This window comes from Kineosporia sp. NBRC 101677 (genome assembly GCF_030269265.1).
In the GTDB taxonomy this organism is placed as follows: domain Bacteria; phylum Actinomycetota; class Actinomycetes; order Actinomycetales; family Kineosporiaceae; genus Kineosporia; species Kineosporia rhizophila.
Genome location: NZ_BSTA01000003.1, coordinates 491875 through 514286, shown reverse-complemented (window position 1 = coordinate 514286; position 22412 = coordinate 491875). Strand labels below are relative to the sequence as shown.

Below are 22412 nucleotides of genomic sequence, written 5' to 3'. Positions count from 1 at the left end.
GTCGGGGGCGCGGACGCGTCCGACGACGTAGGAGATCGGAGACAGACGCCGGATGTACCGAGCCCGAAACGCCACCCCGGGCGCGGTGTCCTGCGTAAATTCAGAGGCGACCAAGCAATCGGACTGGAGGTCCTCCGATGACCCTTATTCAACACCGGCGTCTGGTGACCGGTCTGGCCGTGACCACGTCGGTGATGGCCGCCGGCACCTCGGCCGTGATGTTCTCCGGCTCCGCCGAGGCGGGCAGCCGCCCGGCCACCGTGAGCATCGGCAACGACCTGGTGTTCCAGGCGGCCCCGGGCCAGGTCAACCAGTTGACCATCACCAAGAGCTGGGCCGCACCCGAGAAGGACCCCGGTGGCTACGGCGGCGGGGAGTACACCTATCGGCTGGACGACCGGGTCGAGATCGATACGGACGAGGACGAGTGCACCTACCCGGACGCTTCCGACCGCACCCTGGTCGTCTGCACCTTCGTCCACGGCTACGGGCAGGACCCGGGCGAGGTCGGCTATTTCAATCTCGGGGACAAGAACGACACGGTGAAGTTCGTCAACCCCGGCGACTACTACGCCAACGACCGGGTTCATCTCGGGGCCGGGAACGACACCTACACCAGCAACCAGAAGGCTCAGGACGCCAGCTACATCATCGGCGGAGCGGGCCGCGACACGATCACCACCGGTGAGCAGATCGGTGACGTGAGCGGCATCCTGGGTGGCACCGGTAACGACACGATCCGGACCTGGGGCTCCTACGGCTACGCCGGCGTCCAGGGGCAGGACGGCAACGACACGATCTACGGCGGTGCCGGTGAGCAGCGCTTGAACGGTGGGGCCGGTGACGACGTGATCCGGGCCGGTGCCGGCAAGGACCTGGTCTGGGGCGGTCCCGGGCAGGACTTGCTGTACGGGGGCACGGGCGCCGACGAGATCTACGGCAACGGCGGGAACGACAAGCTGTACGGCGGCCCGGGCAGCGACACCCTGTCGGGTGGTCCGGGCAAGGACCTGATCAAGCACGACTGATCACGATCGATGAGGTGCCGGCTCGCGGCCTGGCCGGACCGCGAGCCGTTCGCCTCCCAGGACCAGCCGTGCTCGGCCAAACGCAGCTCCAGCCAGGCACTGAGGTCCCGCTCCGCCAGCCGGACCGGGGCGACGCCCTGAACGACGAGGCCGTCTACGTCGGCGTCGGCGGCCAGTCGCGCCTCCTGCGGGGTCGAGCAGGGGGAGCGTGCACACCCCGTTCCATCAGCTCAATCAGCGCCGAGGCACGATCTGGGATTCCCACCAGGAGCCCAGCAACTGCAGGGCCTGGTGGTCCGCCGATCCCGGTTCCGCGGTCAAGACGGTCAGCTGGATCGCCGGATGCCCGACCACGTCGAGTCCGTCGAAGCTGAGGGCCAGGTCGCCGACGGCGTGATGGTGGTACTTCTTGACGCCGCTCTCGTGGTGCCACACGTCGTGACGGCTCCACAACCGCCGGAAATGGTCGCTGCGGGTGGACAGCTCGCCGACCAGGTCGTGCAGCTCCTTGCTGTGCGGATCGCGTCCGGCCTCGGTGCGCAGCATGGCCACGTTCATCCCGGCGGCGCTCTCCCAGTCGGGGTAGAACCGGCGGGCCACCGGTTCCAGGAAGAGGAAGCGGGCGAAATTGGGCGGCTGCGTGGTGGCCGTGCTGATCATCTCGTCCATCAGGGCGCGGCCCAGCGGGTTCCAGGCCAGGAGGTCGGTGCGGCCGTTGCCGATCAGCGCCACCGAGGAATTCGCCGAATCCATGAACCACTGCAGGCTCGCCGACGGCCGCCACGTCTGCGCCGCCTTGCGGCGGCGGTTCGACGTGGAGGACGCCGGGGCCTGCCGCGCCAGCCGGTGGAGGTGCTCGCGTTCGGCGTCATCCATGAGCAGGGCCCGGGCCAGCCCGTCGAGCACCGCCTCGGAGGCGCCGGCGAGGGCGCCCCGTTCCAGGCGGGCGTAGTACTCCACGCTCACCCCGGCCAGGGTGGCGGCTTCGCCGCGGCGCAGACCCGGCACCCGGCGGTCACCTCCACGCGGCAGGCCGACCTGCTCCGGCTCCACCCGGGCCCGCCGCGACATCAGGAACTCGCGGACCTCTGAACGGTGATCCATGTCCCTCAGGCTAGGCCGGTCCCGCGGCGGACGGGGGCGGTCTGGGGTGCCCGGTCAGGGCACGTCAGGGCCGGGACTCCCGGATCCGGGCCCGACCCGATTCGGTTCTCCCATGCATCTTCGAAGGGACACGGCCCACCGTTGGTTCGCCGTGCTGCTGGCCACACTGACCGTGTTCGGGCCCCTGTCCATGGACCTCTACCTGCCGGTCCTGCCCGCCCTGGCCGCCGATCTGGGCACCTCGGCCCCGGCGGCGCAGCTCACCATGACCGCATGCCTGCTCGGGCTGGCGTTCGGCCAAGTGATCGCCGGGCCGGTGTCCGACCGGCTCGGACGCCGGCCCCCGCTGATCACCGGGCTCGTCGTGTACACGCTGGCCTCACTGCTGTGCACGGTGAGCCCATCGATCGAGATCCTGGTCCTCGCGCGTCTGCTGCAGGGCCTGGCCGGGGGAGTGGGGCTGGTGATTGCCCAGTCGGCCGGCCGGGACCGGTACGAGGGGGCCGCACTGACCCGGTACTACGGGCGCATCGTGGTGCTTTCCGGGCTGGCCGCGATCGTCGCCCCCGTGCTCGGCGGCTTCCTCGCCTCGTTCATGGGCTGGCGCGGGTTCTTCGTCCTGCTGTCGGCCATCGGTCTTTTGGTGACGATTGCGGTCGCCTTAGGATTCCCCGAGACCCTCGACCCGGTCCTGCGGGTCTCCGGTGGACTGAGGCAGACCTGGACGCACCTGCAGGTCTTCGGGCGTGACAGCCTCTTCCTGGGGGTGACCCTGGTCAGCTCCCTGACCTCCGCGGCCTACTTCGCCTATCTGGCCGCGGCGCCGTTCGTCCTGCAGGAGGTGCACGGACTCTCACCCGGGCAGTTCTCGTTCGTCTTCGGGCTCAACGCAGCCGGGTTCGCAGGCTTCGGCTTCCTGGCCGGCCGGGCGGCCGAGAAGTACGGCGAACGGGAGGTTTTCGTGGTGGGCCTGGCCATCATCACGGTTGGCGGCATGCTCCTGGGAACAGCGCTCGTCTCTGCGGTCTCCCTGCCGGTGACCGTCGCCGCCTTCTTCTGCGTCGCGGCGGGTGCCGCCGCGGTTTCGCCGCCCTCCACAACCCTCGCCCTGGTGGACTATCCGCAGTACGCGGGTACAGCGTCCGCAATTCTGGGGTTGGCCCGGTTCGCCGCCGGCGGCCTGGCGGCCCCTCTGGTCGGGCTGGGTGGCTCTTCCAGCATGCAACCGGCCGCCGTTGTCGTGCTCAGTGCCAGTCTGCTCTCAGTCGTGGGATACGTCTGCCTGGTCCGGCCGAGCAGCCGCAGCCCTTACGGGGTGGGTGTCGACCGAGGTGGTGGTCCGGCTGTCTGAGCGCGGTCGGCCCGGAACCCGATCGGGTGGGCCTGCGTCCAAGCCGGGTGAAGAGGACCAGGACGGGGTTCGGGGTACTGACGGCGCTGACGGCGCTGACGGCGCTGACGGCGCTGGCGATTTTGCTGGCCGGCTGCGGGTCGGGCCAGGACGGGGCCGCGCCGGAGGACCGGCCCAGTTCCTTGGGCGAACAGATGATCGGAACCTGGTACGCCTGGGACATCCCCGGCTACCAGGCCACCGAATTCGGCCTGCAGACGTTCGACGAGGCCTGGATCGAGTTCCGCGACGACGGCACCTGGTCGGCCAGCGACGGCTGCAACGGGGCGGGCGGCAAGTACGAGGTCGGTGCGGACGGCGACTTCAGCGCCACCAGGCCGGGGCCGCAGACGGCCATCGGGTGCGCGAATGTGCCCAACGACCGGACGTTGTACACGTCGACGAAGGTTGCGGTCGTCGACGGCGCGCTGGTTCTGAGCAATCAGTACGACAAGATCACGGGGCGGTACCTGCGCGAACCTCAGGCTGCGCCCTCCGGCACACCCGGTGGAGCGCCCTGATCCCGCCGGCCCTGCCGGGAAGGAGGCCGTCCGGCCTGGACGGCCTCCTTCCCGAAGTGGTCAGCCGGAAACCTCTTTGGTGCTGCCCGAGGAAGGTCCGGTGTCCACCGAGTTCTCGGCCGGGCCGAAGAGCCGGTCCTCGTCCAGCGCCGAGGTCTGCACGATCAGCACGTCGCACCGGGCGTGCCTGACCACCTCGCCGGGCACCGAACCCAGCTGCTGCCCGTCGCTGGCCCCCAGTCCGCGGTTGCCGACGACGATCAGGTTCGCCGGGTTCGTGCCCACCGCCTCGAGCAGGGCCTGGGCCGGGTCGCCGGCCACCAGACGCTGGTCGATGTGCCGGGCCCGTTCCCGGGTGAGGTTGGTGATCGACTTCTCCAGCGCCTGCCGGGCGGCGTCGGCTCCGTACAGATGCTGGTGCTCGCCGGCCACCGGAGCGGCGACCTCGCCCTCCCGGTAGGCGGTCACGACCACCAGCCGGGCCTGCGCGGCCTGCGCCACCTCGGCCGCCCGGTCCACCGCGTACAGGCTGGTGGCGGTGCCGTCGGAACCGACCACGACCTGGTCGTAGACGGTGATGCTGCGCCGGCTGCCCAGCGGCACGATCGGCGACTCGTCGGCCTCGTCGGGCGGGTCCACCCAGAGCATGGCCACGGCGCCGATGCCCAGCAGCACCCCGGCCAGGACCATCGCGTTGGAACCCTTGCCGTCCAGCAGATGGTTGAAGATCCAGCCGAAGGTGAGGGTCTGCACCAGCATCGGCACGACGATCATCATGTTCAGGATGCCCATGTAGACCCCGGTGCGGCGGGCCGGGACCATGCTGGCGACCATCAGGTAGGGCACCCCGACCGCGCTGGCCCAGAAGATACCCACGCCGATCATCGGGATCAGGGCCAGGTACTGGTTGTCGATGTTGGCCAGCCAGATCAGCGCCGCCGAGGCCAGACCCAGAGCGGCCGCGTGCACCCGCTTGGCGCCCATCCGCTGGGCCAGGCCGACCAGGAACAGCGCGGAGATCATGGTGACGAAGTTGTACGTGCCGTTCATCAGGCCGGTCCAGGCGATCTCGTCGCCGCCCGAGCCGGCCTCTCCGGGCGCCGCCCCGAACACCGTCTCGCCGAGGCTGACGGCCAGGAACTGCCAGTAGATGAACATCGCGTACCACTGGAAGGCGAAGACCACGCCAATCTTGTGCATGGCGACCGGCATGGTGCGCACGGCGTCGGCGATCTCGCGCACCGCGTACGAGACGCCGCGCGGAGCCGTCCGCATCTCCTCGAGATCCTCGTCCGAGGGCGTCAGTTCGCGGGTGCGGGACATCGCCGTCAGCACCGTCAGCAGAATGCACACGGTGCCGAACATGAACACGACGTACATCCAGTACGGCACGCCGTTGCCCGCGGTCTCGTTCAGTGCATCGACCTTCTGCAGGGCGAACAGCGACACGTTGGCCAGCACGGCCCCGGCCCCGGTGAACATGCTCTGGGTCAGGAACCCGCGTGCCAACTGGGATTTCGGCAAGCGGTCGGAGATGAAGGCCCGGTACGGCTCCATCGAGGTGTTGTTGCCGGCGTCCAGCAGCCAGAAGCAGATCACGCCCAGCCACAGCGCGCCCACGAACGGGAACGCGAAAAGGATGATGGCGCAGAGGATTGCGCCGGCCACGATGAACGGGCGTCGTCGGCCCCAGCGCGGGTGCCAGGTCCGGTCGCTGATCGCCCCGATCAGGGGCTGGATGATCAGGCCGGTGATCGGGCCGGCCAGGTTCAGGATCGGCAGCTGGTCGGGGTCGGCCCCGATCAGCAGGAACAGCGGGTTCACCGCCGACTGGGTCAGGCCGAAACTGAACTGCACCCCGAAGAAACCCAGGTTCATCAGCAGCAGGGCCTGGGTGCTCATCAGGGGCTTGCGATCGATCCCCTCCGAGTTCGAGGAGTCCGAGGAGGCGGAGGGTGCAGTCGTGGTGGTCATGGCGGCCCCTTTGCCGACGCGATCCGACGCAGATCTCCCTTTGACGCTAAGCCTGCTCCGGGTGCGCCGCAAGACAGTTGAGGTCGGGAAGTCGACCTGGCGCATTTGACATCGATTTCTGCAAAGCTCCTGTTGATCAACGACTTCTGGATCTCCGTCCACCTCTCGACGGCGCGCGAACCGTGCCTTAGCGTTTTGCTCGGGTGGATCGCCCGGCCCGGCACTCGACGATGAGGAGCTGACGGTGAGCAGATGGAAGTCCGTCCTGGTCGGCGTCGACGGATCGCCCGGCAGCCGCAAGGCACTGGCCTGGGCCGCGGCCGAGGCCGCCGATCACGGGGCCGAGCTGGTCGTACTGAGCGTGTGGGAGCCGGCCCTGCTGCCGCCGGTGGGCAGCGGCAGCGTGCCCGTGGGCAGCCTGCCGGTGCCGGGCGAGCAGGCTGCTGCCGACCTGGTCCAGGTGATCCACGAAGAGCTGGGCGCCAGTCCTCCGGTCGTGGCCCAGCCTCAGGTGAAGCAGGGCAACCCGGCCGAGGTGCTGATCGAGCAGTCGGCCTCGGCCGACCTGCTGGTGGTGGGCACCCGGGGGTACGGCGGTTTCGCCGGACTCGTCCTGGGGTCGGTCAGCCAGCACGTCGCCGCCTATGCCCGCTGCCCGGTGACCGTGGTGCGCTGAGCCCGCCCCACTCGTCCTCAGGTACCGAAGAACTGACCTGTGGTACCGGATCCGGGCCTGAGGCCGGGCCGGGCGTCCGAGCCTGTCTACAGTGCCGGACGTGGCATCGTGGATCTCCCGGCTGGGCCCTGCTGACCTCCTCTTCGGGGCGGCACTGCTCGCAGCTCTCGTATCGGTACTGGTGTTCGTCGCCCGGCGGGGCGCCGGGGCGCGCAGGCTGCTGGGGATCGGAGCGTTCGGCGGGTACCTGGTCGTCCTGGCGCTGATCATTCTCTGTCCCCTTCCCGGCCCGGCACCCGAACCCGCGTTCCCGGGCGCCCCGGCCGTGCCGCTGCTTCAGATCTCCACCGAGGTCGAGCTGCGCGGGCTGCTGACCAGTGGCCTGGGCGACCAGAATCTGCAGAACCTGCTGCTGGGTGTGCCGTTCGGGTTCGGTCTGCCGTTCCTGCTGCGGCGAGGGGGACGGTGGCTCATCGCAGCGTGCCTGCTGTTCGGCGCCGGGCTGGAGGCGAGTCAGGCAGCGGCCTCGCTCCTGGCCGGCTGGGCCTACCGGAGCATCGACGTCAACGACCTGATCGCCAACGACCTCGGTGCGCTGCTCGGTCTCCTGCTGTTCTCCGTCGCCAACCAGTGGTTCTCGTTCCGACCCGGCCTTGCGGGGCGGGCCGTGCTGCTCGGCTCCCCGGTCGCGGCCGGCGTCGTCGCCCTGGCCCTGCTGGCCGGGCCGCGGCCGGGCCTCGAACCGGGGGTGAACTACTGCGAGGTGCCACCCGCCACCGTCACCGAGGTCGAGGGCTACTCGGTGTTCGCCGACCATGACGTGGTGTGCCTGACGAACCAGCAGGGGTTCCTGACTCTGCTGCCCGGGGACCAGACCCCGGCCGTCGAGTCCCCTCAGGCCGAAGTGGTCAATGTGGTCGGCCTGGTCCCTGTCGGGACGACTCGGGTGCGGGTGGATCTGGGGGACGGGCAGTCCGCCGAGGCCCGGCTGGTCCCGGTGGCAGGGATCGACGACTGGACGGTCTACGTGGCGGCGATGCGGAAAGGCCCCCTCGACGATTTCACCGTGCAGGTGACGCGGTTCGCCGCCGATGGAACGTCGGTGGTGCAGCCGGCTGTACCTTGAGACCCCGGCTACCGGTCACCGCAGGACGCACGGTGCTGGAAGGTCGGCTGCACCCGGTGACGAGAGGTGGGCGCAGACGGATCGGCGATTCGCTTCACCATGAGTTCGACTGCCCGCCAGCCCATCTGAGCCGTGTCCTGGCGCATCGCCGACAGCCGGGGCTCGAACAGGTCAGCCCAGTCGAAGTCGTCGTAGCAGACCATGGCCACGTGCTCGGGGATGCTCAGGCCCAGGGTGCGCAGGGCCCGCACGGTCCCGATCGTCATCGCGTTGTTGCCCACCACCACCGCGCTGGGACGGTTGCGGGCCGAGAACGCCTCCAGCACGACCTGTTCGGCGACCATGCTCTCGCTGGCGCCGTCCAGCAGGAGGGCGGGATCGGGATCGAGGTCACGCTCGGCCACCACGTGCCGGAATCCGGCGATCCGTTCCTCGGTGGAGTGCAGACCCTTCAGGCCGGTGACCATCGCGATGCGCCGGTGGCCCAGGTCGGCCAGGTGGGCGGTCAGCTGCGCGGTGGCCTCGAAGTTCTCCGGGGCGATCTGGTCCAGGTCGGCGTCGGCGAAGCGGTCCATCAGCACGGTCGGGACGGCCGCGGTGCTCAGGAAGGGCAGGGCCCCGGCGGTGGTGGTCGCCGGTGCGGGGGCGAGGATCACCCCGTCCACCCTCCGGTCGACCAGTTGCTCGACGATCTGGCGCTCCACCTCGGCGTCGTCGTGGGTGTCGCCGAGCATCAGCATGTAGCCGGCCGCCCGGGCCCCGGCGTCGACCGAGCGGATCAGTTCGGCCAGGTACGGGTTGGCCGCCGAGGAGATGGCCAGTCCCAGCGCCATCGTGCTGGAGGTGGCCAGGGACCGGGCGACCGCGTTGTGGCGGTAGCCGGTGGCGATGATCGCGTCCATCACCCGCTCGCGGGTGTCCGCGTTGACGGCTCTGGTGCCGTTGAGGACGTGGGACACCGTGGAGGCGTGCACCCCCGCCAGGCGGGCGACATCTGCCATGGTCACCATCGGAAGGCTCCTCAGTCGATCTTACGCGGCCGTTCCATCCTGGCCCGGATACATGTCCGTATCCATTGCCCGGGTCCAGGTCTGTCGATATCCGTATGAAACCCGTTTGAGACTGGACGGCAGACAAGCGCTTGCGCAAGCGCTTGTACCAATTTATGTTGGTTAGCGCCGGGACCCCAGGGACTGATGTGACGGTTGCCGGAAGTCCGCAACGAGGCGGAGGAGGTCGTGATGTCCATGGCGACGGACTGGGTCGCCGGTGTGGCCGTGCCCCCGGCACCAGGTCGCCGGCCCGGGCCTTCCGTCAGGATGCTGATCGGTGGGCCGAGCCGCCGGCCGTTCGTGACGACCGCCCGGCGCGTGTTCCGCAGCCCGGTCGAGGCCGGACCCGATGTCCGCCCGGTCGACGAAATGATTTGCTCTTGAACAAGTTTTATCGTCGAAGGCGTGCTTGCCGCAGTTAAGCTGTCGCCGACGCAGGCGGTGGACCATCACCGGGAACCTGCGGTCGTACGCGGTGTGTGCAATGTTGTGCGCGACAGTCTGATTCAGAGAAACTGCCAAGGCCCGGCCGGTCTGCGAGCGCGCTGCCCGACCTGCTGACGCTCAGCCAACCACGTGGGAGGCCGTCGAATGACAGTGTTGTCACCTGACGCCGACAGTTGGTCCAGCCAGATTCGGACCTCTGTCCAAAATACCGTGCGAGCGGGCGATTTGGATTTCCTGATGGCCGAGTACGCGGCCGCGGCGCGTGGGGAGACCCGGTGCGTCGTGGTCGAGGGGCCGTCCGGTGGCGGTGCCGGTGAGCTCCTGGCCACGTTCGTGCGCAAGGTGCGAGCGGCCGGTGCCCAGGTGCGCCGCCACTCCTGCCGAGCCGTCGAGGCGGACCTGGGTTACGAGGCGCTGCAGCGGCTCACCGGGCAGACGGTCGAGGGTCCTCTCATACCGCAACGACTTTCGCAGTCGTACTTCCGGATCTTCTCCGACCACCTGCGGCAGGGTCCGGTGGTGGTGGTCCTGGAACAGGCCCACTGGTGCGACGAGGCGTCCCTGCGCTGGCTGGAGCTTCTGCTCAGACGGTGCCGCGGGCTGCCGTTGCTGCTGGTCATGAGTCAGAGACCGGCCCTGCTGCCGCAGTGGCACCGCCTGCTGGACGCGGCCGGCCCGTCCGTGCAGCGGCGGAGCCTGGTCCTTGACGCGGTCGAGGACAACGATGTCTACGAGTGGCTGGTGCGGTCCTGGACACCGGCCGTCGACGTGCTCTTCGCCCACGAGTGCCGGCGGCTCAGCGTGGGCCTGCCCGGTCTGCTGCATCGCCTGCTCACGCGGTTGCAGGAGGTCGCCTGCCCGCCCGGCCCGGCCGGGATGGAGACCCTGGCCGAGGTCGGCGCGCAGTTGCTGGCCGATCACACCGAATCGGTACTGCGGGGCCATCCCCCGCACGTGCGACGCCTGGCCGAGGCGCTGGCGGTGCTGGGACAGCCTGACACCGAAGTGCTCGCCCTGCTGGCTCCCGTGCCGGCCGCTCTGATCCCCGGCTCACTGGAACTGCTGCAGCACGAGGGCCTGCTCGAGAGCCGGGCCAGGATGCCCGAACAGGTCCGCGAGGCGGTGCTCGAGGGCATGGGAGCGAGCGCCCGCACCGCCCGGCACGAACGGGCGGCGCGGCTGCTGAACGACACCGGAGCGGCCGCCGAGCAGGTGGGGGAGGTGTTGCTGCGGCTTCCCACGGTGGCCGAGCCCTGGATGAAGGAGATCCTGCGGCAGGTCGCCGACCAGGCCGAACGGGCCGGCGACGTGACCGGGGCGGTGCGCTGCCGGGCCCGTCTGGTCGAGACCGGCGAGCGTGACGTCGAGGACCTGGTGGCCTACGCCCGGGTCCTGGCCCATCTGGAACCCGGCCGCGCCCACCGCCTGGTGCAGGAGGCGTTGCGCACCGGGCCGGGAGTACGGGTGCGGGCCGCTCTGGCCGTGCAGTTGGGCAAGTCGGCGATCCTGCTGGGTACCGTCGCGGAGGCGATGGCCGAGCTGAGGTCGGTGCTGAACGACCTGGCCGGTGCGCCCGGCAGCGGTGCCGAGCGCATCCAGGTGGAGTCGGCCCTGCTCATTCTGGCCTGCCACGAGGCCCCGGTGCGGCCGGGAAGCAGCGCCCACCGCCGAAACACCTCTCAGCAGCAGACCATTGAGGACGGCGTAGCGTCCCCTTTTGATCGAGGCTCCCAGTTCCCGCGGCCCGCCCCGACCGTCAGCGACCTGGCCGTGGCGCTGGGCCGGGCCCGGGAGTGCGGGTGGATGATGCCCGAGGCCGGACCGGGCGGGCCGCAACAGCTGCCGTGGTGGACGGCGGCCGCGCCGGCCCTGCTCAGGTGCGAACGGCGGCAGGCCCGGGTGGTTGCCGAACCGACCGTGCTGCAACAGGAAAGGCCCTGGATCCGGCTTGCGGCCCAGCTGGCCACCCAGTCCCGGGTGCTTCCGCGCTCCCGCCGCGGCGGTGTCCTGACCCCCAGCGAGGAGCAGGTGGCACGGCTGGCCGCCGCCGGCACCAGTAACCGCGAGATCGCCGCCACCCTGGTGATCTCGCTGCGTACCGTCGAGATGCACCTCACCAGCGTCTACCGCAAGCTCGGCATCACCGGCCGGGCCGGTCTCGCCGGGCCCGGGCCGCGGCCGGCCCGGGACGACCGGGCCCGGCTCGGGGCCTGAGCCGGGCGCCGTCCTCATCTTTGTGTCTTCCCCTAGCGAATAGCGGATTTCGTTGCCCGGCCGCCACGAGGTTGCGACATTGGTCTCACTTCGGTGGTTCCCCCGAAGGGCCTGAGCGCCCGCGGTGCGGGCCCGGCGACCGCGGCGAGGGAGAGGTCCTGATGACGAAACGGGCACTGATCACGGGAATCACCGGACAGGACGGTTCGTATCTGGCCGAGCATCTCCTGGCCCAGGGGTACGAGGTGTGGGGGTTGGTGCGCGGGCAGGCCAACCCCCGCCGCTCCCGGGTCAGCCGACTGGCCGGTGAACTGTCCTTCCTGGAGGGCGATCTGCTCGACCAGGCCAGCCTGACCTCGGCGGTGGACCGGATCCAGCCCGACGAGGTGTACAACCTGGGCGCGATCTCGTTCGTCCCGATGTCCTGGCGCCAGGCCGAACTGGTGACCGAGGTGAACGGGATGGGGGTGCTGCGGATGCTGGAGGCGATCCGCACGGTCAGCGGCTACGACACCTCGCGAACCCCCGAGCGCAGCAACCGGATCCGCTTCTACCAGGCTTCCTCCTCGGAGATGTTCGGCATGGTGGCGGAGAGCCCGCAGTGCGAGACCACCACGTTCTACCCGCGCAGCCCCTACGGGGTGGCCAAGGCCTACGGGCACTTCATCACCCGCAACTACCGCGAGTCCTTCGGCATGTACGGCGTCTCCGGCATGTTGTTCAACCACGAGTCACCGCGGCGGGGAGCCGAGTTCGTCACCCGCAAGATCACCATCGCGGTGGCCCAGATCAAGCTGGGTCTGCAGGACAAGCTGTTCCTGGGCAATCTCGACGCGGTGCGCGACTGGGGCTTCGCGGGCGACTACGTGCGGGCCATGCACCTGATGCTGCAGAAGGACGACCCGGCCGACTACGTGATCGGAACCGGGCAGATGCACTCGGTGCGCGACGCCGTCCGGATCGCCTTCGAGTGCGCCGGCCTGAACTGGCACGACCACGTCGTCATCGATCCCGCCCTGGTCCGCCCCGCCGAGGTGGAGACGCTGTGCGCCGACTTCGGCAAGGCCCGGGCCGAGCTGGGCTGGGCGCCGTCGGTCGACTTCCCCGAGCTGATCCGGATGATGGTCGAGTCCGACCTGCGCCGCGCCAGTGACGAGCGCCGGTACAGCGAGATGGTTCTGGACGCGGGCTGGTGACGTACCCCAATCGGTCCACCCCACAGAGGATCCCGGCAGCGGTGCCGGGCCGGACGACGCAATCGGAGGACAGGTCATGCACACGATGAAGGCCTTGCTGACAGGTGGCCCGGAGACAGCCATGGGAAGCGGGATCGTCGAGGTCCAGAACCTGGCGGAGACCGTGAAGATCGCCTTTGCCGCCGGGTACGAGCACTTCCGCCACCACGGCGAGGTGCGTCACGTCGACGGCCAGGAGATGCCGGTGTTCGCCTGGTGCGGCCGTACCCGGATCGCCGAATAACACTTCCGCACAAGGCCGGTCCGCCGAGGTTCTCCCTCGGCGGACCGGCCTTTCTGGTCAGTGTTCGACCAGTGCCGCGGTGCGCAGTTCCTCGGTGACCGCGGAAGCGTGTTCGGTCAGGTAGAAATGGCCACCGGGCCACACCCGGATGCGGAACCGGTCGCGGGTGTGCTCCTGCCACTCGCGGGCCTCGTCCACCGTGCACTTGGGGTCGCGGTCACCCACCAGCACCGTGATCGGGCAGGAGAGCCGGCGCTCGCCCGGCAGGGTGTACAGTTCGGCCGCCCGGAAGTCGCTGCGGATGGCCGGCAACGACATCCGCATGATCTCGTCGTTCAGCAGCGCGGCATTGCCCGGGTCCATCGACCTGATCTCGGCCAGCAGGCCCTCGTCGTCCAGTCGGTGCACCGCCTCGTCGCGCGTGGTGCCCGGTCCTCGTCGGCCCGAGGCGACCAGCGACACCGGAGCGCGGCCGGCCTGCTCCTGACGCCAGGCCACCTCGAAAGCCAGGGTGGCGCCCAGGCTGTGACCGAACAGGACGGTCGGCAACGGTTCCTGGGTCGCCAGCACCGCGGTGATCTGGTCGGCCATCGTGGCCACGTCCGGCAGCAGCGGCTCGTGCCGGCGGTCCTGCCGCCCGGGATACTGCAGCGAGATCACGTCGGTCTGCGGGGCCAGCGCGGTGGCGATCGGGTGGAAGTAGCTGGCCGCACCGCCGGCGTGCGGGAAACAGACCAGCCGGGTGCGGGCTTCGGGGGCCGGGACGTACCGGCGCAGCCAGAGCCGGGGGTCCGGTTCGGAATCGATCACGTCAGTCGCCGTCCTTGTCGGGGTGTCGGGTGGATCCTCCAGCCAAGCGTCCAGGGTGCCGTGATGCCCCTAGATTCACCAGGTCCGCCCGGCCCGTGATGGTTTCCCTAGAGAACTCGTTGAGGCGTTGTCCGGCCCGGCCGCGGTGTCCCAGGCTTCGTGGGAGGTCGTCCGACACTCACGCGGAGGCAAAGGTGGACACGAACACGGACGCCCGGGGCCCGGTGGACCGGCTGGTGATCGTCGGAGCCGGGGTGATGGGCACCGGCATCGCCGCCATGGTGCTGGGGCAGGGGTTGCCGGTGGTCCTCGTCGACCAGGACGCCACCGTTCTGGGCACGGCGGCCGATCGGGTGCACCGCCAGATCCGGCACGGGAACCTGCTGGGCGCCTTCTCCGAGCCCACCGATCCCACCGGTCCAGGTGACTTGGTGCTGACGCAGGACCTGGAGGCGGTGAGCGGGGCGAGCGCCGTGATCGAGGCGATCGTCGAGGAGGCGGCGGCCAAGACCAAGCTGCTGACCGAGCTGTCCGACCGGGTGCCCCCCGGAACCCCGCTGATCACCAATACTTCCGGGATCCCGGTGGACGAGCTGGCCGACTCGACCGCCCGTCCCGAGGACGTGATCGGCACGCACTTCATGAACCCTGCGTACCTGATCGGCATGGTCGAGACCGTCCGGGGCCCGCGAACCTCGGAGCTCACCCTGGAGCGGGTCAGTGAGCTGCTCGGCCGGCTGGGGCGCCGGGTGATAGTGGTCCAGGACTCGCCCGGCTTCGTCACCAGCCGCCTGCTGCACCCCCTGATCAACGACGCGGCCCGCCTGGTCGCGGCCGGCACCGCGCCGGTCGAGGCGGTGGACCAGCTGATGCAGGGCTGCCTGGGGCACCCGACCGGGCCGTTGCGCACCGCCGACCTGATCGGCATCGACAACCTCGTCGACGCTCTGGGCGTGCTGGCCGCCCGCACCGGCAACGCCCACTACCGGCCGTGCGAGCTGCTGGTCGAGATGGCCCGCGCCGGCCGGCTGGGCCGCAAGAGCGGAAGCGGTTTCTACGAGTACGGAGAGGTGGCGCTGTGAGCAGCGATACGGGAGTCGGCACGAACCAGCAGACTCAGCAGACTCAGCGGATCGGTGACGAGGTGGCCGAGCACCTGTCCCGGATCGTGAAGGCGCCGGTGCCCCGGGACGAGGACCTGTTCGCCTCCGGGCTGGTGCCCTCGGTGGTCGCCATGGAGCTGATCGTGCATCTGGAGGCCACCTACGGGATCGCCATCACCGGCCCCGACCTCAAGCTGGCCAACTTCCGCACCGTCGAGCGGATCTCCGCCCTGGTGCAGCGGCTGCGCGAGCAGCCGGCCTGATGGCGCTCACCCGACCCGGGCCGCGGCCGGATCACCTGGAGCCATCGGACGGCCCGGACGACCTGGACGATCTGGCCCGGCAGGTCGAGGACTGGGTGGCCGGCCAGGCCGGTCAGTGGGACCTGGACGGCCGGCTGCCGGTCGCTCTCCTGCGCCGGATGTCGGCCGCCGGAGCACTGTGCACCCAGGTCCCGCGCCAGTACGGAGGGCGCGGCGCCACCAGCTCGGCCAACGGGGAGTTCACCGCCCGGGTGGGCGCGCAGTGCTCGTCGTTGCGCAGCGTCCTGACCTCGCAGGGCATGGCGGCCTGGGTGATCGAGCGGCTGGGCAGCGAGGATCAGCGCGGCGAATGGCTGCCCCGCCTGAGTGGTGGGGCCCTGGCCGCGGTGGCGTTCAGCGAGGCACAGGCCGGGAGTGACCTGTCGGCGATCAGCACCACGATCCGCACGGACGGGCACGAGGTGGTGATCGAGGGCGACAAACTGTGGACGACGGCCGCCACCTACGCGGACATGATCGTGGTGATCGGTCGGCACCAGGACGGCGCCGCGGCGGTTGTCGTCCCGGCCGATGCTCCCGGGGTGTCTCTACGACCCGTACCGGCACCCTCCGGCTGCCGGGCGGCTGGTCACGCCGACGTGAGCCTGCGCGGCGTCCGTCTGCCCGCCTCCGCCGTCCTGGGTGGTGGTGACCAGGCGCTGCCCATGCTGATCACCACGGCCCTGGCTTCGGGCCGGCTGTCGGTGGCCTGGGGGTGCGTGGGCATCCTGCGCGCCTGTCTGGCCTCGGCCTCCGCCCACGCCGCCACCCGCGAGCAGTTCGGGCGCACGCTCGGCCAGCACCAGCTGGTGGCCGGTCATCTGGCCGATCTGCTGGTGGCCGAGCGCTCGGCCACCTGGGCCTGTCAGGAGGCCAGCCGGCGCTGGGACGACCGGTCGCCGGACCTGGTGATCGCCACGGTGCTGGCCAAGCAGGTGGCGGCGACCCGGGCCACGCACGGCTCGGCGCTGGCCGCGCAGGTGCTCGGCTCGGCCGGGGCACAGGACGGGCACGTGGTCTCCCGGGCGCACCGCGACGCCCGGCTGATGGAACTGATCGAGGGGACGACCGAGATCTGCCGGACCCTTCTGGCCGGTCACGTCCTGACCGGGGTGAGCCGATGAACAGCCCGACGAGTACGGCCGTCACCACGCCGGTGAAGTGCCTGGTCTGGGACCTGGACAACACCCTGTGGCGAGGCACCCTGCTGGAGGGTGACCAGGTGGTGCTGACCGACGAGATCCGCGAGCTGGTGGCCCTCCTCGACTCCCGGGGCATCCTGCAGTCGGTGGCCAGCAAGAACGACCAGGACCTGGCCTGGGCCCAGCTCGAGGCGCTCGGGCTGGCCGAGTTCTTCGTGCTGCCGGAGATCGGCTGGGGTGCCAAGTCGGAGTCGGTACGCCGGATCGCCGAAGGGCTCAACTTCGCCACCTCGGCCGTCGCGTTCGTGGACGACCAGCCCGCCGAGCGCGCCGAGGTCTCCGCCCGGCTGCCGGACGTACGGTGTTACGACGCGGCCGAGCTGGCCCAGCTGGCCACCCGGCCGGAGTTCGACCCCAAGGTCACCGGCGACGCCCGGGAACGCCGCCGGATGTACCAGGCGGGTTTCCGCCGGGACGCGGCCCGCAGCGACTTCCCCGGACCGGACGAGGACTTCCTGCGCTCGCTCGACATCGAGATGCAGATCCGCCGGGCCGACGCCGCCGAACTGGCCCGCGTCTCGGAGCTGACCGTGCGGACCAGCCAGATGAACGCCACCGGAGTGCCCTACACCAGCGACGAACTACAAGACCTGACCGCCGACCTGGAGCACGAGGTGCTGGTGGTCTCGATGTCGGACCGGTTCGGCTCGCACGGCGCGGTGGGCGTGCTGCTGCTGGAACGCAGGCCCGGGCTGTGGCGGCTCAAGCTGCTGGCGACCTCCTGCCGGGTGGTGAGCTTCGGCGCCGGCACGGTGATCCTGAACTGGCTGATCGATGCCGCGCACACCGCGGGGGTGCATCTGGCCGGCGACTTCCGGCGCACCGAGCGCAACCGGATGATGGACATCGCCTATCGCTTCGCCGGTTTCGAGGACGCGACGTGCGCCTGCCTGGCCGGGCTCGATGCCGGATCCGCTCCGGACGGGCTGCAGCACCTGCACCTGGTGCCCGCCGCCCACCCCGCCCCGACCACGATGCGGCTGAGCTCGCCGACGCTGTTCGGGTGCACATCGTGATCGAGTACGTGACCGCGCTGCTGGTCGGCCTTCTCAGTTCCTCCGCGAGAGCCGACAGCCCGTTCGAGACGAGGTGGGAGCCGTGGCCGAGCAGTTGGCGACCGGGGCCGAGCTGACCGGCTACCTGAGGGCGGTGTCCCTGCGGGAGGACGAGGTGCTGCGCGACCTGCGACAGACCACCGCCGAGCTGCCCTGGGGCGAGGCCATGCAGGTGCCGCCCGAGGAGGGGCAGTTGCTGGGGCTGCTGGCCGGGCTGACCCCGGCCCGCATGCTGCTGGAGATCGGCACCTTCACCGGCTACAGCACGCTGTGCCTGGCCCGCGCGCTGTCTCCGGGGGGCCGGGTGGTGACCTGCGACATCACCGACCGCTGGGCGCCCATCGCCCGCCCGGCCTGGCAGCGGGCGGGAGTGGCGGACCGGATCGAGGAACGCTTCGGGGACGCCGCCGTGAGCTTGCAGGAAGTGGAGAACGACTACGGTCGGGGTGGTTTCGACCTGATCTTCATCGACGCGGACAAGTCCGGCTACCCCGCCTACTACGAGGCCGCGTTGCGTCTCGTCAGCAAGGCCGGGCTGATCGTGGTGGACAACACGCTGTTCTTCGGCCGGGTGTTCGACCCGGGCCACGACGACCCGGACACGGTCGCGGTGCGCGGGTTCAACCAGGCGCTGCTGGACGACGAGCGCGTGGACATCTCGCTGCTGCCGATGGCCGACGGGATCACCCTGATCCGCCGTCGCCGGTGAAGCAGCGGACGGGAGAGTGACGATGCCGGACATCCAGGCCGACCGGGACGCCTGCGTGGGCGCCGGGCAGTGCGCAATGATCGCGCCCGCGCTGTTCGACCAGGACGACGAGGGCATCGTGGTCACCCTCGCCCACCGACCACCGCCGGAGCACGAAAGCGTTGCCCGCCAGGCGGTCCGGCTCTGTCCCGCCCGGGCCCTCGCGCTGATCGAGCAGGGCTGAGCCAGAGCTGAGCCAGGGCTCAGCCAGAGCTGAGCCACTGCGGGACCGGAGTGATCCGGGTAAGGACCGACGCGCCGACGAACTAGCACGGATGGGTTGATCTGACGTGGACGACAACGAGGCCAAACTCCGCGACTACCTCCGGCGCGCGACCGTCGACCTGCGCCGCAGCCGCACCCGGGTCCGGGAACTGGAGGAGAGCACCCGGGAGCCGCTGGCGGTGATCGGGATGAGCTGCCACTACCCGGGCGGGGTGCGCAGCCCCGAGGACCTGTGGCAGTTGGTCTCCGGCGGAGTGGACGCGATCGGCCCGGTCCCGCCCGACCGGGGCTGGGACCCGGCCCGACTGCGCCTGGCCGGCTGCGACCGCGGTGGATTCCTGGCCGAGGCCGCCGATTTCGACGCGTCGTTCTTCGGTGTCTCGCCCCGTGAGGCGCTGGGCATGGACCCGCAGCAGCGGCTGCTGCTGGAAACCACGTGGGAGGCGGTCGAACGGGCCGGCCTCGACCCGCGGACCCTGCGCGGCAGTCGTACCGGCGTCTTCATGGGCGCCATGTCACCCGACTACGGCGACATCCTGCCGGTCGACTTCGACGCCTTCGGCCTGACCGGCACCTCCAACAGCATCCTCACCGGGCGGCTGTCCTACCTGCTGGGGCTGGAGGGCCCGGCCGTCACCGTGGACACGGCCTGCTCCTCCTCGCTGGTGGCGCTGCACCTGGCGGCCCGCTCCCTGCGCGCCGGGGAGACCTCACTGGCCCTGGCCGGGGGCGTGACGGTGATGTCCACGCCGGCCGGCTTCGTGCACTTCGGCCGCACCGGGGGACTGGCCCCGGACGGGCGCTGCCGCTCCTACTCCGACGACGCGGCCGGCGTGGGCTGGGCCGAGGGCGTCGGTGTGCTTCTGCTGGAACGGCTTTCCGACGCCGAACGCAACGGCCACCCGGTGCTGGCCGTGCTGCGCGGCACTGCGGTCAACCAGGACGGCGCGTCCAACGGCCTGACCGCCCCTAACGGCCCGTCGCAGCGACAGGTCATCCGGGCTGCCCTGGCCGACAGCGGGCTGACCCCGGCCGACGTCGACGCGGTCGAAGGTCACGGCACCGGAACCACTCTGGGTGACCCGATCGAGGCCCAGGCCCTGCTGGCCACCTACGGCGCGGACCGGCCCGAGGAACGTCCGCTGTGGCTGGGCTCGGTGAAGTCGAACATCGGTCACACCCAGGCCGCGGCCGGCGTGGCCGGTGTGATCAAGATGATCATGGCTCTGCAGCACGGCGAACTGCCCGCGAGCCTGCACTCGCAGACCCCCTCCAGCCACGTGGACTGGAACGCCGGCAACGTCCGGCTGCTCCACCGGCCGGTGCCCTGGGAGCGGTCCGAGCAGCCGCGTCGGGCCGGCATCTCCTCGTTCGGCATCTCGGGCACCAACGCCCACGTCGTGATCGAGGAAGCCCCTGCGCGAACCCCGGCTGCACTCCCGGAAGCCCGCACTGGACAGCCGCTTCCGGTACTCGTCGCGGCCCGGTCGACACAGGCGCTACGGGCACAGGCCGCGCGCTGGGCCAGCCACGTCGTGGGCGAGGACGTCACGGTCGCCGCCGTGGCGCGGGCCGCCGCCACGTCCCGGACCTCGTTCGAGTTCCGGGCGGCGGTGACGGCTACCGAGCCGGCCGAGCTGGCCGCCGGCCTGGCCGCCCTGGCCTCGGGCGACTCGACCCCCGGTCTGGTACAGGGCCGCGCGCGCGAGCAGGCCCTGGTCGCGGTGTTCTCCGGCCAGGGCGGGCAGCGGCCGGGCATGGGCGCCGGGCTGTACCGGCGATTCCCGGTCTTCGCCCAGGCCTGGGACGAGATCGAACAGCAGATGGGCCTGCCCCTGCAGGAGCTCGCCGACGGTGACCTCGCCCGGACCGGCGACGCCCAGCCGGTGCTGTTCGCATTGCAGGTGGCCGCGTTCCGTCTCGCCGAGTCGTGGGGGCTGCGACCGGACGTGCTGGTGGGGCACTCGGTCGGGGAGATCGCGGCGGCCCACGTGGCCGGTGTCCTGTCACTGGCCGATGCCTGCCGCCTGGTGTCCGCCCGGGCCCGCCTGATGCAGGCGCTGCCCGTGGGCGGCGCGATGGTGGCGGTACAGGCAACTGAGGACGAGGTGGCGCCCCTGATCGCGCCGGTCGCCGACCGTGTGTCGGTGGCTGCCGTCAACGGCCCGCAGTCCGTCGTGCTCTCCGGTGCCGAGGCCGAGGTGCTGCGGATTGCGAGCCAGTTCGCGCGCACCCGCCGTCTGCGGGTCTCGCACGCGTTCCATTCGCCTCTGATGGCGCCGATGATGGACGAGTTCACGCACCTTCTCGGCGAACTCACCTTCGCCGAACCGCACTTTCGGGTCGAGTCCTCGGTGCAGGCCGACGCCGACCTGAGCGACCCGGACCACTGGGCGCGACACGTCGTTGCCCCGGTGCGTTTCGCCGATGCCGTCACCCAGGCCGTCCAAGGTGGCGAAGGGACGTTCCTGGAGTTCGGCCCGGACGGGATCGCCACCGCCATGGTGCAGGAGACCTGGCCCGAGGCCCCGGCCGTCGCACTGCTGCGCTCGGGGCAGGACGAACCGGAGGCCGCGCTGCAGGCCCTGGCCCACCTGCACGTGAACGGTGTCGAGCTGGACTGGGACCAGGTCCTGCCGCCCGCCCGCCCGACCGCCTTGCCCACCTATGCCTTCCAGCGGGAACGCTTCTGGCCGCTGGCCGGGTGGAACGCGGACGCCCGCGGGCTGGGCCTGACCGATGCCGACCACCCCCTGGTCGGAGCGGCCGTGCGGCTGGCCGACTCCGACGGCGTGCTGCTGGTCGGCCGCGTCGGCCTGAGCAGCCACCCGTGGCTGGCCGAGCACCGGATCGCCGGAACCGCGGTCCTGCCAGCGACTGCCTTCCTCGAACTGGCGGTCCGGGCCGGCGACCAGACCGGCTGCCGTCAGGTGTCCGAGCTGACCGTGCTCGAGCCCTTGGTGTTCCCCGAGCAGGACGCCCTGGCCCTACAGGTGTCCGTAGGCCCGCCGGACGGGTCCGGCCGTCGTGGGCTGGACATCTGGTCCCGCCCGGCCGAGGGCGAGGACGTGCCCTGGACCCGCCACGCGACCGGCGCTCTGCTGTCGGACAGTGGCCCGGCGCCCGATGCCGAGGCTACCTGGCCACCGCCGCAGGCCCGGTCCGTGGACCCCGGCGAGATCGAGCAGCAGTTGGCCGGGCTGGGCGTCACCTACGGCGAGGCCTTCACCGGGCTGCGAGCGGTGTGGGTCGGCGAAGGTGAGGTCTTCGCGCAGGTCGAGCTGCCGGCCCAGTTGACCGGTGCCAGCGCCTACGGAGTGCACCCGGCGCTGCTCGACGCTGCCCTGCAAGCCACCCCGTGGGCCGGGCTGGAGCCCGTTCCGGGCGGACGCCTGCCCTTTTCCTGGAACAACGTGGTGCTCTGGTCCGCGGGTGCTCGGGAGCTACAGGTCCGGCTGAGGCGCACCGGCCCGGACAACATCGACCTACTGGCCCTCGACGTCGCCGGGAACCCGGTGCTGACGGTCGAAGGGCTGGTGCTGCGGGAGGCGTCTGCGCTGACGGCTGGGCAGGACCCGGTCGTGCGGGATGCGCTGTTCGAGACCAGCTGGGCCACGCTGCCGCAGAACGGGTCTGTGCCGGAGTCGGACACTCTGCACGTGATCACCACGGCCGGGCCGGGTGACGATGTGGTTGCCTCGGTCCACGCCGCGGGCGCCCAGGTGCTGGCCGGTCTGCAGGACTGGCTGGCGGGCGAACAGCCTGATGATGCCCGGTTGGCCGTGCTCACCAGGGGCGCGGTGGCGGTCTCGGGTGAGGAGGCGGTGCGGGACCTGGCGGGTGCCGCGGTGGCCGGTCTGGTACGTACCGCCCAGGCTGAGCATCCCGGCCGGATCGTGCTGGTGGATGCGGTGCCGGGTACCGAGGTGCCGTGGGCCGCTGTGCTGGCCAGTGAC

The 22412-nt window shown here is 70.8% G+C and carries 19 protein-coding genes (1 of these 19 running past the window's edge); 15 read left to right on the top strand and 4 right to left on the bottom strand.

All coding sequences use genetic code 11. The annotated features are described in order from the left end of the window. Window positions 1-137: 137 nt before the first annotated feature. On the top strand, window positions 138-1028 hold the full coding sequence (locus QSK18_RS11225) for a calcium-binding protein (protein ID WP_285618556.1): 891 nt from the start codon (window positions 138-140) through the stop codon (window positions 1026-1028). A gap of 234 nt (window positions 1029-1262) precedes the next feature. Here the strand turns inward: QSK18_RS11225 and QSK18_RS11220 are convergent, their stop codons facing one another. Beyond that, entirely contained in the window at window positions 1263-2132 is an 870-nt protein-coding gene (locus QSK18_RS11220; RefSeq protein WP_285618554.1) for a helix-turn-helix transcriptional regulator, read from the bottom strand. A 112-nt stretch (window positions 2133-2244) separates the two neighbouring features. On the opposite strand from QSK18_RS11220, the gene QSK18_RS11215 reads away from it, so the two are divergent. After that, window positions 2245-3483, top strand: a complete 1239-nt coding sequence (locus QSK18_RS11215; RefSeq protein ID WP_285618552.1) for a multidrug effflux MFS transporter — start codon at window positions 2245-2247, stop codon at window positions 3481-3483. A 47-nt stretch (window positions 3484-3530) separates the two neighbouring features. Beyond that, window positions 3531-4043, top strand: a complete 513-nt coding sequence (locus QSK18_RS11210) for an META domain-containing protein (RefSeq protein ID WP_285618550.1) — start codon at window positions 3531-3533, stop codon at window positions 4041-4043. A 60-nt stretch (window positions 4044-4103) separates the two neighbouring features. Here the strand turns inward: QSK18_RS11210 and QSK18_RS11205 are convergent, their stop codons facing one another. Beyond that, the gene (locus tag QSK18_RS11205) at window positions 4104-6017 is read right to left on the bottom strand and encodes an MFS transporter (protein ID WP_285618548.1); all 1914 of its coding nucleotides are present in this window, start codon (window positions 6015-6017) and stop codon (window positions 4104-4106) included. A gap of 244 nt (window positions 6018-6261) precedes the next feature. Between QSK18_RS11205 and QSK18_RS11200 the strand changes: the two genes are divergently transcribed. Continuing rightward, a complete protein-coding gene (locus QSK18_RS11200; RefSeq protein ID WP_232810485.1) occupies window positions 6262-6693 on the top strand; it encodes a universal stress protein in 432 nt (143 codons plus the stop codon). 100 nt (window positions 6694-6793) lie between these two features. Continuing rightward, the gene (locus QSK18_RS11195; RefSeq protein WP_285618545.1) at window positions 6794-7819 is read left to right on the top strand and encodes a VanZ family protein; all 1026 of its coding nucleotides are present in this window, start codon (window positions 6794-6796) and stop codon (window positions 7817-7819) included. A gap of 8 nt (window positions 7820-7827) precedes the next feature. On the opposite strand, the gene QSK18_RS11190 is transcribed toward QSK18_RS11195, so the two are convergent. After that, window positions 7828-8829 (bottom strand): LacI family DNA-binding transcriptional regulator, encoded by a 1002-nt coding sequence (locus QSK18_RS11190; RefSeq protein WP_232810487.1) that lies wholly within the window; start codon window positions 8827-8829, stop codon window positions 7828-7830. Window positions 8830-9462: 633 nt separating this feature from the next. Between QSK18_RS11190 and QSK18_RS11185 the strand changes: the two genes are divergently transcribed. The 3 genes from QSK18_RS11185 to QSK18_RS11175 all read left to right on the top strand — a co-directional run bounded on the left by QSK18_RS11185 (window position 9463) and on the right by QSK18_RS11175 (window position 13011). Further along, complete coding sequence (locus QSK18_RS11185) at window positions 9463-11532, top strand: helix-turn-helix transcriptional regulator (RefSeq protein WP_352396515.1); 2070 nt, start codon at window positions 9463-9465, stop codon at window positions 11530-11532. 161 nt (window positions 11533-11693) lie between these two features. Beyond that, window positions 11694-12728 (top strand): GDP-mannose 4,6-dehydratase, encoded by a 1035-nt coding sequence (locus tag QSK18_RS11180; RefSeq protein ID WP_232810489.1) that lies wholly within the window; start codon window positions 11694-11696, stop codon window positions 12726-12728. A gap of 76 nt (window positions 12729-12804) precedes the next feature. After that, window positions 12805-13011 (top strand): DUF5988 family protein, encoded by a 207-nt coding sequence (locus QSK18_RS11175; protein ID WP_352396514.1) that lies wholly within the window; start codon window positions 12805-12807, stop codon window positions 13009-13011. Between the two features lie 57 nt (window positions 13012-13068). Here QSK18_RS11175 and QSK18_RS11170 read toward each other — a convergent pair whose 3' ends face one another. Further along, the gene (locus QSK18_RS11170) at window positions 13069-13821 is read right to left on the bottom strand and encodes a thioesterase II family protein (protein ID WP_232810491.1); all 753 of its coding nucleotides are present in this window, start codon (window positions 13819-13821) and stop codon (window positions 13069-13071) included. Between the two features lie 194 nt (window positions 13822-14015). Between QSK18_RS11170 and QSK18_RS11165 the strand changes: the two genes are divergently transcribed. The 7 genes from QSK18_RS11165 to QSK18_RS11135 all read left to right on the top strand — a co-directional run. Then, window positions 14016-14903, top strand: coding sequence for a 3-hydroxyacyl-CoA dehydrogenase family protein (locus tag QSK18_RS11165; RefSeq protein ID WP_285618524.1), 888 nt, complete (start codon window positions 14016-14018; stop codon window positions 14901-14903). Beyond that, the gene (locus tag QSK18_RS11160) at window positions 14900-15187 is read left to right on the top strand and encodes an acyl carrier protein (RefSeq protein WP_232810493.1); all 288 of its coding nucleotides are present in this window, start codon (window positions 14900-14902) and stop codon (window positions 15185-15187) included. Before QSK18_RS11165 ends, QSK18_RS11160 begins: the two co-directional genes overlap by 4 nt. Continuing rightward, on the top strand, window positions 15187-16350 hold the full coding sequence (locus QSK18_RS11155) for an acyl-CoA dehydrogenase family protein (RefSeq protein ID WP_285618522.1): 1164 nt from the start codon (window positions 15187-15189) through the stop codon (window positions 16348-16350). Before QSK18_RS11160 ends, QSK18_RS11155 begins: the two co-directional genes overlap by 1 nt. Then, a complete protein-coding gene (locus tag QSK18_RS11150; RefSeq protein WP_285618520.1) occupies window positions 16347-17444 on the top strand; it encodes an HAD-IIIC family phosphatase in 1098 nt (365 codons plus the stop codon). The genes QSK18_RS11155 and QSK18_RS11150 overlap by 4 nt, the downstream gene beginning before the upstream one ends. An 82-nt stretch (window positions 17445-17526) precedes the next feature. Further along, window positions 17527-18192: an O-methyltransferase gene (locus QSK18_RS11145; protein ID WP_232810496.1), complete on the top strand. Its 666-nt coding sequence runs from the start codon at window positions 17527-17529 to the stop codon at window positions 18190-18192. Between the two features lie 22 nt (window positions 18193-18214). Further along, window positions 18215-18415 carry a ferredoxin gene (locus QSK18_RS11140; RefSeq protein ID WP_232810497.1) on the top strand — a complete coding sequence of 67 codons (201 nt, stop codon included), beginning with the start codon at window positions 18215-18217 and terminating at the stop codon, window positions 18413-18415. A gap of 106 nt (window positions 18416-18521) precedes the next feature. Beyond that, on the top strand, window positions 18522-22412 hold the start of the coding sequence (locus QSK18_RS11135) for a type I polyketide synthase (RefSeq protein ID WP_285618518.1). 23625 nt of this gene lie beyond the right edge of the window; the window shows 3891 of its 27516 coding nt (coding positions 1-3891); it begins with the start codon at window positions 18522-18524; its stop codon lies beyond the right edge, outside the window.

What these genes read in the sequence shown, in the direction of transcription:
- QSK18_RS11215 (WP_285618552.1), top strand. Translation starts at nt 2,245, where the DNA reads ATGCATCTTCGAAGGGACACGGCCCACCGTTGGTTCGCCGTGCTGCTG.
- QSK18_RS11180 (WP_232810489.1), top strand. Translation starts at nt 11,694, where the DNA reads ATGACGAAACGGGCACTGATCACGGGAATCACCGGACAGGACGGTTCG.
- QSK18_RS11140 (WP_232810497.1), top strand. Translation starts at nt 18,215, where the DNA reads ATGCCGGACATCCAGGCCGACCGGGACGCCTGCGTGGGCGCCGGGCAG.
- QSK18_RS11225 (WP_285618556.1), top strand. Translation starts at nt 138, where the DNA reads ATGACCCTTATTCAACACCGGCGTCTGGTGACCGGTCTGGCCGTGACC.
- QSK18_RS11185 (WP_352396515.1), top strand. Translation starts at nt 9,463, where the DNA reads ATGACAGTGTTGTCACCTGACGCCGACAGTTGGTCCAGCCAGATTCGG.
- QSK18_RS11205 (WP_285618548.1), bottom strand. Translation starts at nt 6,017, where the DNA reads ATGACCACCACGACTGCACCCTCCGCCTCCTCGGACTCCTCGAACTCG.
- QSK18_RS11175 (WP_352396514.1), top strand. Translation starts at nt 12,805, where the DNA reads ATGCACACGATGAAGGCCTTGCTGACAGGTGGCCCGGAGACAGCCATG.
- QSK18_RS11150 (WP_285618520.1), top strand. Translation starts at nt 16,347, where the DNA reads ATGAACAGCCCGACGAGTACGGCCGTCACCACGCCGGTGAAGTGCCTG.
- QSK18_RS11220 (WP_285618554.1), bottom strand. Translation starts at nt 2,132, where the DNA reads ATGGATCACCGTTCAGAGGTCCGCGAGTTCCTGATGTCGCGGCGGGCC.
- QSK18_RS11190 (WP_232810487.1), bottom strand. Translation starts at nt 8,829, where the DNA reads ATGGTGACCATGGCAGATGTCGCCCGCCTGGCGGGGGTGCACGCCTCC.
- QSK18_RS11155 (WP_285618522.1), top strand. Translation starts at nt 15,187, where the DNA reads ATGGCGCTCACCCGACCCGGGCCGCGGCCGGATCACCTGGAGCCATCG.